The organism is Paraburkholderia sp. BCC1876 (genome assembly GCF_902833695.1).
In the GTDB taxonomy this organism is placed as follows: Bacteria; Pseudomonadota; Gammaproteobacteria; order Burkholderiales; family Burkholderiaceae; genus Paraburkholderia.
Window position 1 is genome coordinate 43499 of the sequence record NZ_CADFGI010000007.1, and the last position, 14758, is coordinate 58256.

The 14758-nt window shown below is 61.0% G+C and carries 14 protein-coding genes; 5 read left to right on the forward strand and 9 right to left on the reverse strand.

The annotated features are described in order from the left end of the window. Positions 1 to 318 precede the first annotated feature (318 nt). A complete protein-coding gene (locus tag HWY05_RS24080; RefSeq protein WP_176059869.1) occupies positions 319 to 660 on the forward strand; it encodes a c-type cytochrome in 342 nt (113 codons plus the stop codon). A 113-nt stretch (positions 661 to 773) separates the two neighbouring features. Here HWY05_RS24080 and HWY05_RS24085 read toward each other — a convergent pair whose 3' ends face one another. The 3 genes from HWY05_RS24085 to HWY05_RS24095 all read right to left on the reverse strand — a co-directional run bounded on the left by HWY05_RS24085 (position 774) and on the right by HWY05_RS24095 (position 3609). After that, entirely contained in the window at positions 774 to 1481 is a 708-nt protein-coding gene (locus tag HWY05_RS24085; RefSeq protein WP_035552525.1) for a DUF2486 family protein, read from the reverse strand. Between the two features lie 93 nt (positions 1482 to 1574). Further along, the gene (locus HWY05_RS24090) at positions 1575 to 1991 is read right to left on the reverse strand and encodes a DNA polymerase III subunit chi (protein WP_035552527.1); all 417 of its coding nucleotides are present in this window, start codon (positions 1989 to 1991) and stop codon (positions 1575 to 1577) included. A 106-nt stretch (positions 1992 to 2097) separates the two neighbouring features. After that, positions 2098 to 3609, reverse strand: coding sequence for a leucyl aminopeptidase (locus HWY05_RS24095; RefSeq protein ID WP_176059870.1), 1512 nt, complete (start codon positions 3607 to 3609; stop codon positions 2098 to 2100). 137 nt (positions 3610 to 3746) lie between these two features. On the opposite strand from HWY05_RS24095, the gene lptF reads away from it, so the two are divergent. From lptF to HWY05_RS24115, 4 genes are all read left to right on the forward strand, one after another. Beyond that, positions 3747 to 4844 carry an LPS export ABC transporter permease LptF gene (lptF, locus tag HWY05_RS24100; RefSeq protein WP_035552534.1) on the forward strand — a complete coding sequence of 366 codons (1098 nt, stop codon included), beginning with the start codon at positions 3747 to 3749 and terminating at the stop codon, positions 4842 to 4844. A gap of 3 nt (positions 4845 to 4847) precedes the next feature. After that, on the forward strand, positions 4848 to 5996 hold the full coding sequence (gene lptG / locus HWY05_RS24105; RefSeq protein WP_035552536.1) for an LPS export ABC transporter permease LptG: 1149 nt from the start codon (positions 4848 to 4850) through the stop codon (positions 5994 to 5996). Between the two features lie 12 nt (positions 5997 to 6008). Further along, positions 6009 to 6389: a CbiX/SirB N-terminal domain-containing protein gene (locus tag HWY05_RS24110; protein ID WP_035552539.1), complete on the forward strand. Its 381-nt coding sequence runs from the start codon at positions 6009 to 6011 to the stop codon at positions 6387 to 6389. A gap of 1090 nt (positions 6390 to 7479) precedes the next feature. Further along, positions 7480 to 7932, forward strand: coding sequence for a hypothetical protein (locus tag HWY05_RS24115; RefSeq protein WP_176059871.1), 453 nt, complete (start codon positions 7480 to 7482; stop codon positions 7930 to 7932). 481 nt (positions 7933 to 8413) lie between these two features. On the opposite strand, the gene cobA is transcribed toward HWY05_RS24115, so the two are convergent. The 6 genes from cobA to HWY05_RS24145 form a co-directional block, all read right to left on the reverse strand. Then, on the reverse strand, positions 8414 to 9172 hold the full coding sequence (gene cobA / locus HWY05_RS24120; protein WP_035562193.1) for a uroporphyrinogen-III C-methyltransferase: 759 nt from the start codon (positions 9170 to 9172) through the stop codon (positions 8414 to 8416). 74 nt (positions 9173 to 9246) lie between these two features. Then, the gene (locus HWY05_RS24125; protein WP_035552541.1) at positions 9247 to 10563 is read right to left on the reverse strand and encodes a GTP-binding protein; all 1317 of its coding nucleotides are present in this window, start codon (positions 10561 to 10563) and stop codon (positions 9247 to 9249) included. A 21-nt stretch (positions 10564 to 10584) separates the two neighbouring features. Further along, a complete protein-coding gene (gene cysD, locus HWY05_RS24130) occupies positions 10585 to 11547 on the reverse strand; it encodes a sulfate adenylyltransferase subunit CysD (RefSeq protein ID WP_176059872.1) in 963 nt (320 codons plus the stop codon). A gap of 106 nt (positions 11548 to 11653) precedes the next feature. Further along, positions 11654 to 12409: a phosphoadenylyl-sulfate reductase gene (locus HWY05_RS24135; protein WP_176059873.1), complete on the reverse strand. Its 756-nt coding sequence runs from the start codon at positions 12407 to 12409 to the stop codon at positions 11654 to 11656. Further along, a complete protein-coding gene (locus HWY05_RS24140) occupies positions 12406 to 12957 on the reverse strand; it encodes a DUF934 domain-containing protein (protein WP_176059874.1) in 552 nt (183 codons plus the stop codon). The genes HWY05_RS24135 and HWY05_RS24140 overlap by 4 nt, the downstream gene beginning before the upstream one ends. Positions 12958 to 12979: 22 nt before the next feature. Further along, entirely contained in the window at positions 12980 to 14659 is a 1680-nt protein-coding gene (locus HWY05_RS24145; RefSeq protein WP_035552552.1) for a nitrite/sulfite reductase, read from the reverse strand. Between the last annotated feature and the right edge of the window lie 99 nt (positions 14660 to 14758).

Below are 14758 nucleotides of genomic sequence, written 5' to 3' on the forward strand. Positions count from 1 at the left end.
GCGCGAGCAATGACGGCAGAGGGCAATGACAATGAAACCCGCTTTGCCCACGATGCCGGTAGTACCCGGCGATACATTGAGAGCCGCGCCACGGCTAACGAGCAACGCCGACGAGAGCCGGCCCGTGGACTGTCCCAAAGACCCGACGAATCGCTCTGGATCCGCGAACGGTGCCGGACGTCATCGCGCCGCTACGTCTGGATTCATGCCCGCAAGGCGCAACAGAATGTCGAAAGGACGTAGTTCAAAAACCGTGCGTCCCTTTCCTTTTATAATGCCCGCACCACGAGTCGGGCATCTGCACCGACGGAGACCAGAATGAAATCCATGTCGCATGCAGCGCTTGCAAGCGCCGGCCTGCTGGGCGTTATCTTGAGCGTCGGTAGTCCGGTCGCGCATGCCGAGGCCGCCGCCGGTCTGGCGCTGGCCCAGCAGGAGAACTGTATGAGCTGCCACGCGGTCGCGCGTCCGTTCATGGGACCGGCGCTACATGATGTCGCAGCGAAATACGCGGGTCGCGACGACGCCGCAACCTATCTGAAGAACAAGATTCTGGATGGCAGCGCAGGCGTGTGGGGAATCGTGCCCATGCCCGCGAACACGCAACTCACGCCCGATCAGGCGGCCACGTTGGCAGGCTGGGTGTTGTCGCTGAAATGATGACGCGTACGCATTGGTGAGCGTGCATCGATGAACGTGCATTGCTGAACGTGCACGGTTGAAGGCGCTGAAACGCATGATCGCGTTTCAAGCCGCCTTCCCTTCCCTTCGAATCACGCGTGGCCTGAGCGCCGCGCGATCTCTTCTTCCACCGCTTCCCGCACCCACGCGGTCATTTCGGTTTCCAGCGTCAGCGCGACTTCACGCGTGATCTGGCTGACCAGCCAGCCCGTGTGCTCCTGCAATGCATCGCGGCAACGCGCCTCGATGACCTCGCGTCCCTCGCCCGTCAGAAAACCCGCAAAGCGTCCACGCAGACGCTCGGCGATGAGATTCGCATCGAGGCCCGGCTGCGGCGCCGCAGTGGTTTCGTGAGCGATATCGGGCGGCACGCTCGTACCGGCTTCGAACGGAGCAAGAGGCTCGGCGCGATTGAAGACGCCGGCATCGCGCTCGGGCACATCGTCATGCGCGTGATGCGAGCGCGAACGCTTCTTCGGATGATGATCCGCCGCATGCGCCGGCGCATGTAAGGGTTCCGGCGCGGCCGCACGGCCTAGCTCGAGCACCTCGTCCAGCGTCGGCAAGGGCGGTGGCTCGGCCGCGGGTTCCTGCACGGCAGCGAGTTCATGCGCATGCAGGGTGTCCGGCTCGAGCACCGGCTCAGTGCGAAAGCCAGGCTCACGCGGCGCACCGTCGTCAGTGATGGCGTGTTCCGCCGGCACAGCCGCGTCGTTCGACGGGTGACGCGCCTGCACAGGATTACCCGGCACGAGAATCTCGCTTAACACCGGAATCGAATTGTCGTGGGGATCGGACACGTGCGCTCTCCCTGTTTGAGTCGAAGCCAAGGCAGGCCGCATCCACGCCGGATCCTTCAGACAGGAAACCACGCGACGCGGACGGAAAAAGGCCTAGCTGCCTTGCTTGTAGTTGTTCAAAGCATAGCCGCGATCGCGATAGAAACGATAGCGTTCGCGGCCCGCAGCGAGTTCGTCGTGTGCGTTACCGACCACTTCCAGCAATCTTTCGAAGCGGGCGAACTGGGCCGGCACCGCAGCGCCCAGATTGAGCAGCACCTGGTGATGCGGCACGTCGTCGAGATTCGACGCCAGCACGATAGGCGTTTGCGCGGCGAGCGGCGTGCCCGCCATGCAGTGCGGCACGAAGTCGAGCGGCGAGAAGGTCCACAGCTGTTCGTCGAAAGCCCGCAAACGCTCGGGCTCGGCCAGCACGATGGTCGGCTGGCCCGCCTGATACGCCTTGCGGATCAGGCGGCACGCATACAGCAGCGAATCGCCGACGTTCGAGTGAAAATCGATCCTCGTCATCGGCGGCTCCGCCTTGCGTCGACAGCCAGGCTTACGCGCCGTTGCACGACCCGGACCCGGCTTGACGCCGGGTCCGCGACCGCGCTGGCCACCTTACTGCATTGCGTCATTGTGCAGCGCGGTCGATCAGGAACTGCGAGAGCAACGGCACCGGACGACCGGTCGCGCCCTTCGCCGCGCCGCTCTTCCACGCCGTACCCGCGATGTCCAGATGCGCCCACGGATACGCTTCGGTGAAGCGCGACAGGAAGCACGCCGCCGTCACGCTGCCGCCAGGACGGCCGCCGATGTTCGCCAGATCGGCGAAGTTCGACTTGAGCTGGTCCTGATACTCGTCGTCGAGCGGCATGCGCCAGGCCGGGTCCGAAGCCTCACGCGATGCGTCGAGCAACTCGCCCGCCAGCGCGTCGTCTTTCGAGAACAGGCCGCTGTTGTGGTGACCCAGCGCGATGACGCAGGCGCCCGTCAGCGTAGCGACGTCGATCACGGCTGCCGGCTTGAAGCGCTCGGCGTAGGTGAGTGCGTCGCACAGGATCAGCCGGCCTTCGGCGTCCGTGTTCAGCACTTCGATCGTCAAACCCTTCATGCTGGTGACGATGTCGCCCGGCTTGGTGGCCGTAGCCGACGGCATGTTCTCAACCGCCGCGATGATCGCCACGACGTTGATTTTCAAGCCCATTTCGGCGACGGCGCGGATCGTGCCCAGCACCGAACCGGCGCCGCACATGTCGTACTTCATCTCGTCCATGCCTTCGCCCGGCTTCAGCGAGATGCCGCCGGTGTCGAACGTGACGCCCTTGCCGACCAGCACCACCGGCGCGGCCTTCGCGGCGCCGCCGTGGTACTGCAGCACGATGAACTGCGCCGGTTCGACCGAGCCGGCCGTGACCGACAGGAACGAGCCCATCTTCAGCGCTTCGCATTGTTTCTCGCCGAGCACTTCGACCTTCAGCTTCCAGTCTTTGGCGAGTTTCTTCGCGGTGTTGGCGAGGTAGGTCGGCGTGCAGACGTTGCTCGGCAGGTTGCCGAGGTCGCGCGTCAGGTCCATGCCGTTGGCCAGCGCCGCGCCTTGCTTGGCGGCCAGCTTGGCGGCCTTGTCGTCGCCGGTGTTGACGCTGAACACGATGCGCTTCAGCGCGCGCGGCGTGGTGTCCGGCTTGCTCTTCATCTGCGTGAACTTGTACGTCAGCTCGCGCAGCGCGAGGATCGCGGCGCGCACGCCCCAATCGGCCGAGCGTTCGAGGATAGGCAGTTGAGCGAGCGTAAACGTGACCTGGACGATCTTCGTGCCCAGCAACGCACGCCAGGCGGCGCGCGCAGCGTCGCCGTAGGCTTTCTGATTGAAAGCGTCCTGCTTGCCGAGACCGACCAGCAGCACACGCGAAGCGCCGATACCCGACACTTCGTGCAGGAACAGCGTGGAGCCGACTTTGCCTTCCATATCGCCGGCTTTGATGACACGGGTCAACAGCCCTTTGGTGGCCGCATCGATCTCGAGCGCCGCGCCCGAAAGCGTCTGCGACTCGAACACACCGATCACGATGCAATCGGATTTACCGGTCAGGAAACCGTTTGACGAGCCTTTGGTCCAATCACAGGCTTTTATGCTAAAGTCCATCGCGCTTGTCCTCGGATAAAATCTGGGCTTAGGATGAAAGCCGCAATTATCCGCTATTTTTCCTGCGGCGGCTGCACCGGAGGTGTGACGGGGAGTAACCCTCACGCCGCTGAGAGCGCCCCCTCTCATCATCAATAATGATCTTCGAACGCTCCCTCCAGCGCGAACTCGCGTATACGGCTGGTGCCGTGTTCATGGTTCTCCTCACGCTCGTGCTGACGACGATGATGATCCGCATCGTCGGCTTCGCGGCCTCGGGCGAGATCGATCCACGCGACGTGCTGGTCCTGATCGGACTGACCGTGATCGGCTACCTGGCGATCATGCTCGTCGCGACCCTGTTCGTGTCGATCCTGTTCGTCCTGACACGCTGGTACAAAGACTCCGAGATGGTCGTGTGGCTGTCCTCGGGCGTCAGCCTGACCCAGTTCATCAAGCCGATCGGTATTTTTGCCACGCCGATCATCATCCTCATCATGTTCTTCGTGTTCGTCGGCTGGCCGTGGTCGAACCAGCAGAGCAAGCTGATCCGCGCGCGCTTCCAGCAGCGCGACGAGGTCTCGCTGCTGGCGCCGGGTCAATTCCGCGAGTCGGCCACCAGCCACCGGGTGTTCTTCATCGAGAAGATGTCGCCCGATCAGGGGCACGTGGAGAACGTGTTCGTGACCAGCACCGAGAACGGCAAGGTCAACGTGGTGGTGTCGAAGAACGGACACACCGAGACGCATAAGAACGGCGACCGCTTCGTCGTGCTCGAAAACGGCCGGCGCTACGACGGCGAGCCGGGGCACCCCGACTTCCGCATCATGGAGTTCGAGCGCTATGGCGTGAAAATCCAGAGCCAGCCGGTCGTCAATACGGCGACCAGCACCGGCATGTCGACGCTCGCGCTGCTGCGCAATCCGACCAAAGAGAATCTCGCCGAATTCGCGTGGCGCGCCGGGCTGCCTTTGATCGCGCTCAATCTGATGCTGCTGGCGATTCCTCTCGCGCACCAGAATCCGCGACGCAGTCGCACCATCAATCTGGTGATGGCGGTGCTGATCTATCTGACGTATTCGAATCTGTTGAACGTGGTGCAGTCGTGGATCGAGCAAGGCAAGATGTCGTTCGGCGTCGGGCTGGTGGGACTCCATGTGATCGTCGCGGTGATCGTCGCGTTTATCTTCTGGCTGCGCGTGCGCAACCGCCCGCTGTTCACGCGGGCCATGTTCAACCGTTCGCAGGGGACCTGACCGATGCGCATTTATGAAAGGTATTTCGCGCGTCAGATCTACCTCACGTTCATCTTCATTCTGTTTGCGTTTTCGGGTCTGTTCTTCTTCTTCGACCTGATCAACGAACTGAATTCGGTTGGGCACGGTAACTACAAGTTTCAATATGCGGTGCTGCGGGTCGCGCTGCAGACGCCGTCGCGCTTCTACGAAATCATTCCGGTTGCCGCGTTGATCAGCGCGATTTATGTGTTCGCGCAGATGGCGGCGAATTCCGAGTACACGATTTTTCGGGTGTCGGGGCTGGCGACCAATCAGGCGTTGCGGTCATTGCTGAAGATCGGGATTCCGCTGGTGTTCCTGACGTATCTGATCGGCGAAGTGGTTGGGCCTTATACGGATCAGTTGTCGGAGCGGGTGCGGCTGGAGGCACTGGGGTCGTCGGTGTCGAGTAACTTCCAGTCGGGTGTGTGGGTGAAGGACACGCTCACCGCGCGGGCCGATGGCGAGCAGGTGACGCGCTTCGTGAACGTCGGCGAGTTGAAGCCGGATGCGACGATCAGCAATGTGCGGATCTATGAGTTCGATTCGAAGTTCCGTTTGTCGAACGTGCGGATCGCTAAAAGCGGCAAGTATCAGCCGCCTGGGCATTGGCAATTGACCGATGTGACCGATACGCAGTTGATCGATGTGCCGCCGCCTCCCGGGACGCCTGCGGATGCGTTGAATCCGGTTTATCGCGCGACTCAGGTTAGCTTGCCGGAGTATTCGCTGCGCTCGGAATTGACGCCGCAGATTCTGTCAGTGCTGCTGGTGTCGCCGGATCGGATGTCGATGTTCAATCTGTTCCGGTATATCCAGCATCTGACCGAGAATCATCAGGATACGCAGCGGTATGAGATCGCGCTCTGGCGTAAGGTCTTGTATCCGTTTGCGGTGTTCGTGATGCTGGTTTTGTCGTTGCCGTTTGCTTATCTGCATACGCGGGCTGGAGTGGTGGGGGTCAAGGTGTTCGGTGGGATCATGCTAGGGATGAGTTTTCAACTCTTCAACACGCTGTTCTCGCATATCGGCACTTTGAATACCTGGCCTGCGCCTTTGACCGCGGCTACGCCTGGGTTGGTTTATCTCGTGCTTGGGCTGGTTGGGTTAAAGTGGGTTGATCGGCATTAGGGGTATCGTTCCATGGCTACGCATGGGCTGGTTTTGTTTGGGCACGGTGCAAGGGATGCGCGCTGGCGGGAGCCGTTTGAGAGGCTCGCTGAGAAGCTGCGCGGGGCTCGTACGGCTGATGCCTCGGCCGGGCCGGTTGTATTGGCTTTTCTTGAGTTGATGGAGCCGGATTTGCCTGCCGCTGTGGGTGAGCTTGCCTCCGGTGGCTGTGACCTTGTGACCGTTGTGCCGGTTTTTTTTGGGCAAGGGGGGCATGTGCGGAAAGATCTGCCTCTCGTCATCGAGCGCTGTCGCGGGCTTTATCCCTCTGTTCAGATTAAGTGCGCGGGTGCTGTTGGGGAAGATGAGGGTGTTCTTGATGCTGTCGCGCTTTATTGCCTTCGGCAGGTTTAGGGTTTCGGTTCTGCACTCTCTTCAGGCGCGCTCCTTCTGCGCCCGGTCGCTTGTTCTGTCGTCGTACTGCTCGCCCCACTCTTTCTGCTCTCGCTGCGCTTTCGGTTGTTCTCTTCGGGCGTTGGCCTTTCCTTGTGATCACGGTGGTCTATTAGCGTCGCCCCTGTGCAGGGCGGCACTTACTTTTCTTTGCCTGCCGCAAAGCAAAGTAAGCAAAAGAAAGCGGCTCACACCGCTAGCTCATAAGCGGGTCTCTCGCACAGTTCGGGTAGTGGCTCATCTGGAATCTGTGCTCTCGCACACTCCACGTTGGTGACATAGCAGTCATTCTTCCGGCGGCGCTGCGCGCGCCGTCGCGGTTGTTCACACATTGCCCCTGCTAAGCGAATCCCCCGCGCAGCCACGGTAGTGGTGCATCTGGAATCTGTGCTCTCGCGCACTCCACGTTGGTGACATAGCAGTCATTCTTCCGGCGGCGCTGCGCGCGCCGGGGCGGTTGTTCACATACTGCAAACTCTGAAGCCGGTGCCTGCCGCCGCGTTAGCGGAGCAACTGATAACCGCGCTCTCGCTGGCTCGACGTCGCCGATAGGGCAATCAATCCGCCCTCTCTCGGACGTTCCGCAATCATCGCCAGACTTGCCCAATTAAGACAATTCAACGTTCGGGTTTGCACCTCATTCGGCACGCAGTTCTCGCACGCCGACGTTCATTCGAAATGCTTAGAAGTTTGCGACACATGCCGATCCCCGTGAACTAATGCCTAGGAAATTTCAGAACGTGGCGCCGCGCGACGCATTTAGCCCGGGCAGGCAATCACTCCCGGAGCGATACGTTTTAGACTTGTTTTCGTCGTCGAAACATCGACGGGCAGGCTTGGCGGCCTACAAGTGGAGTGGAACCTGTGCGTCGGCGAAAGCAGACGTGCATTAGCTTCTGCGCGTCTCTTTTCAAGGGGCGGGCCGTGGCAAGGAGACCTTCGGGTCTGCCGGTTATGGTTCCACGCCGGGCTGCCAACCTTGTTACTGTGCCCGCTCACCACTTTTTCAAGCGCGTGTCGGGCGATCCAAGTCAGCAATTGGAGATCGCACATGAGCAAATCCCCCAAGAATTCTCGAAGCGCTTCGCGCCCGCCTGTTGACGCGATCCAGTATGAAAAACTCGCACTATCGGCTTTTGAACTCGTTGACCGGCAGATCGCAAACCCGGGAAAACTGGTCACGCTTGCGACCTCGATATACAGAAGTCTGGCTATTACGCGTGACGAAATAGCACGCCAGCGATCGCTACTGGGCGTGTTGATCGATAGCGCCGAGAACTACCAGCAGGAAGTCGAGACTGACCGCGAGTTGTATCAGATCATCGCGCTGGATGCGCACGGAATTCCTGAGCGCCGCATCACAGCCCGCCACGCCGCGAAGCTTCTGGCAAAGGCCACGCAGAAGGCCGCGAGGAACGGCGCGAGCACTTGCGCAGCCCGGTTGACGGCGAACCGGCGAGTGCCCTTCAAAGGTAATTTTCGGCGCCTGGTGATTACGCATTAACTGGCGCTCGGCGATCCATTACCCGCGAGCCACTGGGATGGATCGACGTGCAAATCCACATGCACACGCACGCATACCGCTGCAGAGAGACAACGTGTTTCTAGTCACACCGTCCCGGCACGCGCATAGCGCGAACCGGGACAACTGCCCGCCGTTTTATCGACCATGAATGTGTAAGAGACGAGCTTGTGGGAACGACCGCTGCGGCGCGCGCAGCGCCGCCGGAAGAATGACGGCTGTGTCACTGAAGCGGAATGTGCGAGAGCACAGATTCCAGATGAGCCACTACCGTGACTGCGCGGGGGACCCGCTTATGAGCTGGCGGTGTGAGCCGCTTTCTTTTGCTTACTTTGCTTTGCGGCAGGCAAAGAAAAGTGAGTGCCGCCCCGCACAGGGGCAACGCTAGTAGACCACTAAGACAGCAAGGAAAGGCCAACACCCGAAGAGAACAAACCAAAAGCGCCGCACTGGCAAAAGCCGATCAAGCCGCCGCCAGAATCCCATCCGCGGAGCGACCAACCCCATCCACCTGCCGCTCAGCAAAAGCCTCCCCAATCATCAACAAGCTAGGCTGCGCAGCATCAACCCACCTCACCGCCTCACCACAGGCGAGACCCTCAAGCGTGAGCGTCAGAATCCGTTCCCGAGGCGTACTACAAGCCTCAACGATCGCCACAGGCGTAGAAGCAGGCCGCCCAGCCTCGATCAACTGCTGAGCAATCTCAACCCCACTATCCCGGCCCATATAAAACACAACCGAATCCGCATTAACCTGCTCACGAATCTCATCAGACCCAGCAGCCCGACTAAAAGTCGCCAAAGCCACACTCCGAGAAACCCCTCGCAGCGTCAAAGACCGCTTCAAAGAAGCCGCACTAGCCAGCGCAGCAGTGATGCCAGGCACAACCTCATACTCGATCCCAGCCGCCTCAAGCGCCCGCATTTCCTCATCGGCGCGCCCGAACAGCATAGGATCGCCGCCCTTGAGCCGGACAACAACCTGATGTTCAAGCGCAGCATCCACAATCTGCTTATTGATGAACTGCTGCGCGGTAGAAAGCTGCCCACACCGCTTCCCAACAGCAATCCGCCGCGCGTGCGAAGGTGCATAGTCGAGCATAGCCGGCTCGACCAAAGCATCATGCAGCACCACATCAGCCGAACCCAAAAGCCGCGCACCGCGCACGGTAATGAGATCCGCGGCACCCGGCCCTGCGCCGATCAAATAAACCTTACCCATTTGCATCAACCTGTCCGTAAGGGCGCCAAAGGCACGCAGCAACCAACCAGCAAAGCCGGCAGCGCGTCACAACCTTAAGCCGAAAACGCCCGAATCATCCCAGCCGCGACGGTATGGTGCGTCGCCTCGTCGATCAGCACGAACGCCCCCGTCCCCTGATGCGAATCATACACATCGCACACCAGCGGCTTCTGCAAGGTCAGCGCAACACGGCCGATATCGTTCATCGCCAGTTCCTTGCGATCGGTCGCCTGCGACAGCGTATGCACGTCGAGCACTTCCTTGATCGCACCGATGCGCGCGAACACCGTATTGGTGGTCTGCTTCAACAGATACTTGCGTTGCGTCGACAGCGGCGTGTCGTCGAACCAGCAGAGATCGGCTTCGAGCTTCTTCGCCGGCTCCGGCGCTTCTTCACGCAGCACGAACGTATCGCCACGCGACACGTCGACGTCTTCCGCGAGACGGATCGTCACCGTCTGACCGGCAAACGCACGATCCACCAGCGCCGTGCCGCCCACCACCGGCGCGATAATCTCGGCCACCGTGGCTTCGCGATTCGCCGGCAGCACGACGACCGTGTCGCCCACCTTCACTTCGCCCGCTTCGACACGGCCCATGTAGCCGCGGAAATCGTCGGCCTGGCTGCCGTCCTGACGCGCGACCCATTGCACCGGGAAACGCAGCGCCTGACCCGTCGGAATCTCCACCGGCAACGCTTCGAGCAAGTCCAGCAGCGGCTCGCCCGCATACCACGGCATGCTTTCGCTCGCGGTCACGATGTTGTCGCCCTTCAACGCCGACACCGGCACGAAGCGCACATCGCTTAGACCCAACTGACGCGCGAGTTCGACATACGCATCGCGAATCTCGTTGAAGCGTTGCTCGCTGTAGTCGACCAGATCCATCTTGTTGATCGCGACGATCGCATGCTGCAAACCGAGCAGCTTGACGATCGCGCTGTGACGCTTGGTCTGCGGCAGCAATTGCGCGACGCCATCGACAAACGTGACGCGCGTCGCATCGACCAGAATGATCGCCGCATGCGCGGTCGACGCACCCGTCACCATGTTGCGCGTGTACTGCTCGTGACCCGGCGTATCGGCAATGATGAACTTACGCTTCGCGGTCGCGAAGTAACGATACGCGACGTCGATCGTAATGCCCTGCTCGCGTTCGGCTTCGAGGCCGTCGGTCAGCAGCGACAGATCGATTTCGTCGCCGACGGTACGCTTATTCTTCGCGCGCGACAGCGCCGAGAGCTGGTCGCTCAACACGGCCTTGCTGTCGTACAGCAGGCGGCCGATCAACGTGCTCTTGCCATCGTCGACACTGCCCGCGGTGATGAAACGCAGCACGCCGAGGTCTTCTGGTTGGTGAATACCGCTCATGATTGTCTTACCCTCGTGTGCTTAAAAGTAACCTTGCTTCTTACGCTGTTCCATCGCGGCTTCGGACACCTGGTCGTCCATCCGCGTCGCGCCGCGTTCCGTGATTTCGGTCACGGCCGTTTCGGCGATGATCTTCTCGAGATCATCCGCATCGCTTTCCACCGGGCACGTGCAGCTAATATCGCCAACGGTCCGGAAACGCACCAGCGCGGTCTCGCTGGTCTCGCCTTCACGCATCGGCGTGAGCGGCGTAACCGGCACGAGCAGACCATTGCGGCGCACGATCTCGCGATGATGCGCGTAGTAAATCGACGGCAACTCAAGCTGTTCGCGAGCGATGTACTGCCACACGTCGAGTTCGGTCCAGTTCGAAATCGGAAACACGCGCAGATGTTCGCCGTTATGCAGACGCGCGTTATACAGGCTCCACAGTTCCGGGCGTTGCGCCTTCGGATCCCACTGACCGAATTCGTCGCGGAACGAGAAGATGCGTTCTTTCGCACGGGCCTTTTCTTCGTCACGGCGCGCGCCGCCGATCAGCGCGGTATAGCCGTGTTCGGCGATAGTCTCGAGCAGCGTCACCGCTTGCGCGGCGTTGCGCGAATCCAGTTCGCGGCGCAGACGTACGGTGCCGCGTTTGATCGAATCTTCGACGTGACCCACCACCAGCTCCGCGCCGATCTCTTTCGCGCGGCGATCGCGGAAGTCGATCACTTCGTCGTAGTTGTGGCCGGTATCGATATGCACAAGCGGGAACGGCAGCACGGTCTTGCGATTCGCGCCGATGCCGAAGGCCTTCAGCGCCAGATGCAGCACGACGACCGAATCCTTGCCGCCCGAAAACAGCAGCGCGGGCTTGCTGCATTCGGCGACCAGTTCGCGCAGGATATGAATCGACTCGGCTTCGAGCCAATCGAGGTGATCCATCCGGTTTGCCGTATTAGCGAGTGGTGCGTTCACAGTGGAGTCGAGCGTGGTGCTCATGTTCGGTCCTTCGTTGATTCGCCCGGCAAGCGGTGGCTTGCCGACGCGGAAGTATTCAAATCAGTATGTGCGGCGTTCAAACCGAAAGCCAAGGTCCATTCAAGACCTAAACTTTCAGGCCCGATGCACTCTCGCTGCTATTGAACGGAATCGGGGTAATCGTCGTGATATGCAACCCACATTCCTTCGTATCGCGCGATTCCCACCACCAGCGTCCTGCCCGGCTATCTTCACCGGGACGGATCGCGCGCGTACACGGCTCGCAGCCAATGCTCGGATAGCCGCGCGCATGCAGCGGATTGACCGGCACGTCGAACGCCTTCAGATAATCCCACACTTCGGTTTCGGTCCAATCGGTAAGCGGATTGAACTTGGCGATGTCGCGCGCGGCGTCGTGCTCTTCCGCGTGCAGTTCGGCACGTGTCACCGACTGCTCGCGGCGTTGCCCCGTCACCCACGCGCTGACATCCGACAGCGCGCGATTCAGCGGCTCGACCTTGCGGACTTCGCAGCAGCGCTTGCGCAAATCGACGCTTTCATAGAACGCGTTCAGACCGTGCGAGCTGACATATTCGTCAACCGACGCCGCCAGCGGATGAAACTGTTCGATGTCGTAGCCATAGCGATCCTTCACGCGATCGAGCATGCCGAGCGTTTCCGCATGCAAACGGCCCGTGTTCAGCGAGAAGATGCCGATCTTCACGCCGCGCGACAGGATCGCGTGGGTGAGCAGCATGTCTTCCGCCGCGAGGCTGCTCGCGAGCTTCACGTTCGCGTGACGCGCGGCGATCGAATCGAGCAGCGCATCGAGGCGCTCGACCTTCGCAGCGAGTTCCGGCGTGAGCGAGGTGGCGATCGTCATGCCGAAGCCTTTTCCGATGCAGCAGCGGCAGCCGCTTCACGACGGCGGAACCACGGCAGCGGGTTATCCACCGCGCCCTGATACTGCACGCTGAATTCGTCGAACGCCTTCAGCGCGTCGTCGAAATCCTTGTCTTCGCGCAGCGCGTAAGCATCGAAACCGCAGCGAAACATAAACGTAATCTGATCGCGCAGCACGTCGCCGATCGCACGCAGTTCGCCCTTGTAGCCATAACGCTCGCGCAGCAGGCGGCCAATGCTGTAACCACGACCGTCGCGGAACACCGGGAAGTCCACGCCGATCAGCGCGATCTTGTCGAAGTCGGCAACAAGATCCGCCGGTTCGCTATCCGGCGCGAGCCACACGCCGATTTCGGCGGCGCCGCGCGAAGCGGCAAGCGCATCGCCTTCAGCCTGCCACAACGCGAGCGGCACCAGCACCTTGCCCGCGGGCAAGTCGTTCACGGCCGGCAGCGAGCCGTCTTCGGCGGGACGCACCAGCGTCCAGTCATCGTTGACGATCGCGCGATTCTTGATGATAGAAGCCATCTGTTCAGTATCCTTGTCGCGGTTACGCGTGAGCCGGTTGACGCGAGGCGTACACACGTTCCTTGAACGGAGCCATGCCGATGCGGTTATACGTTTCGATGAAGCGCTCGCCTTCGTGGCGATTTTCGACAAACGTATCGATCACTTTGCTCATCACGTCCGGCATTTCTTCCGCCGAGAACGACGGGCCGATCACGCGGCCGAGGTTCGCGCCGTTCGCACCCGATCCCTGCTCGCCGCCGAGCGTCACCTGATACCACTCCGAGCCGTCCTTATCGACGCCCAGAATGCCGATGTTGCCGACGTGGTGGTGACCGCACGCATTGATACAACCCGAGATATTCAGCGACACGTCGCCGAGGTCGTACACGTAGTCGAGATCGTTGAAGCGCTCCTGAATCGCCAGCGCGATCGGAATCGACTTCGCATTCGCGAGCGAGCAGAAATCGCCGCCCGGGCACGCGATGATATCGGTCAGCAACCCGATATTCGGCGTCGCGAAACCCTGCGCCTTGGCCTTTTCCCACAGCGCGAACAGATCGCGCTTCTTGACGTTCGCGAGAATCAGATTCTGTTCGTGCGACACGCGAATCTCGCCGAGCGAATACTCGTCGGCCCAATCGGCGACGGCTTCCATCTGCGCATCCGTCGCATCGCCCGGGGCGATGGTGGTCGGTTTCAGCGACAGCGTCACCGACGAATAGCCCGACACCTTATGCGGACGCACATTACGCTCGACCCAACGGGCGAACGCACGGTTTTCCAGCAGATGCTTTTCGAACGAAGCGTCGGTATCGGCCAGTTTTTCGTACACCGGCGGCTGGAAGTACTGCGACACGCGATCCACTTCGGCTTGCGTGAGCGTCGCCGGACCGTCCTTCAGGTGCTGCCATTCTTCTTCGACCTGCGCCGAGAATTTCTCCGGGCTCAACGCCTTCACGAGAATCTTGATCCGCGCCTTGTAGATGTTGTCGCGGCGGCCATAGCGGTTGTACACGCGCAGCACGGCTTCGCAGTACGACAGCAGGTGTTGCCACGGCAAATCTTTGCGGATGATCGCGCCGATGATCGGCGTGCGGCCCATGCCGCCGCCGGCCAGAATGTCGGCCACCAGTTCGCCCTGCTCGTTCTTCTTCAGATACACGCCCATGTCGTGAATCTGCACGGCAGCGCGGTCTTCTTTCGAACCCGACACGGCGATCTTGAACTTGCGCGGCAGCCACGCGAATTCCGGATGGAACGTCGACCATTGGCGCAGGATTTCCGCCCACGGCCGCGGGTCGACCATTTCGTCCGGCGCGACGCCGGCGAACTGGTCCGCGGTGATGTTGCGGATGCAATTGCCCGAGGTCTGGATGCCGTGCATCTGCACCGCGGCGAGCTTGCGCAGGATTTCCGGCGTTTCTTCGAGCTGGATCCAGTTGTACTGGATGTTCGAGCGCGTCGAGAAATGGCCGTAACCGCGGTCGTGTTCGCGTGCGATCTGCGCGAGCACGCGCATCTGGTCGCTGCGCAGGTTGCCGTAAGGAATCGCGATGCGGTGCATGTACGCGTGGCGCTGCATGTACAGGCCATTCTGCAGACGCAGCGGACGAAACTCCTCTTCGCTCAATTCGCCCGACAAGCGGCGGCGAACCTGATCGGCGTACTGCGCGACGCGTTCATCGACGATGGTCTGGTCGTACTGATCGTATTGGTACATTCGGGGACCCCAATTTTTTGCGTGACACACACAGCGGTCCGGCGGCCGGCGATCCGGTTCCGCTGCGCCTTGAATACCTGGTGTTAGTCAGCTGCTGCA

Excerpts from the sequence above, each read along its gene's own strand:
- HWY05_RS24080 (WP_176059869.1), top strand. The coding sequence starts at position 319 with ATGAAATCCATGTCGCATGCAGCGCTTGCAAGCGCCGGCCTGCTGGGC.
- HWY05_RS24090 (WP_035552527.1), bottom strand. The coding sequence starts at position 1,991 with ATGACGAGGATCGATTTTCACTCGAACGTCGGCGATTCGCTGCTGTAT.
- HWY05_RS24095 (WP_176059870.1), bottom strand. The coding sequence starts at position 3,609 with ATGGACTTTAGCATAAAAGCCTGTGATTGGACCAAAGGCTCGTCAAAC.
- lptF (WP_035552534.1), top strand. The coding sequence starts at position 3,747 with ATGATCTTCGAACGCTCCCTCCAGCGCGAACTCGCGTATACGGCTGGT.
- lptG (WP_035552536.1), top strand. The coding sequence starts at position 4,848 with ATGCGCATTTATGAAAGGTATTTCGCGCGTCAGATCTACCTCACGTTC.
- HWY05_RS24110 (WP_035552539.1), top strand. The coding sequence starts at position 6,009 with ATGGCTACGCATGGGCTGGTTTTGTTTGGGCACGGTGCAAGGGATGCG.
- HWY05_RS24115 (WP_176059871.1), top strand. The coding sequence starts at position 7,480 with ATGAGCAAATCCCCCAAGAATTCTCGAAGCGCTTCGCGCCCGCCTGTT.
- cobA (WP_035562193.1), bottom strand. The coding sequence starts at position 9,172 with ATGGGTAAGGTTTATTTGATCGGCGCAGGGCCGGGTGCCGCGGATCTC.
- HWY05_RS24125 (WP_035552541.1), bottom strand. The coding sequence starts at position 10,563 with ATGAGCGGTATTCACCAACCAGAAGACCTCGGCGTGCTGCGTTTCATC.
- cysD (WP_176059872.1), bottom strand. The coding sequence starts at position 11,547 with ATGAGCACCACGCTCGACTCCACTGTGAACGCACCACTCGCTAATACG.
- HWY05_RS24135 (WP_176059873.1), bottom strand. The coding sequence starts at position 12,409 with ATGACGATCGCCACCTCGCTCACGCCGGAACTCGCTGCGAAGGTCGAG.
- HWY05_RS24140 (WP_176059874.1), bottom strand. The coding sequence starts at position 12,957 with ATGGCTTCTATCATCAAGAATCGCGCGATCGTCAACGATGACTGGACG.
- HWY05_RS24145 (WP_035552552.1), bottom strand. The coding sequence starts at position 14,659 with ATGTACCAATACGATCAGTACGACCAGACCATCGTCGATGAACGCGTC.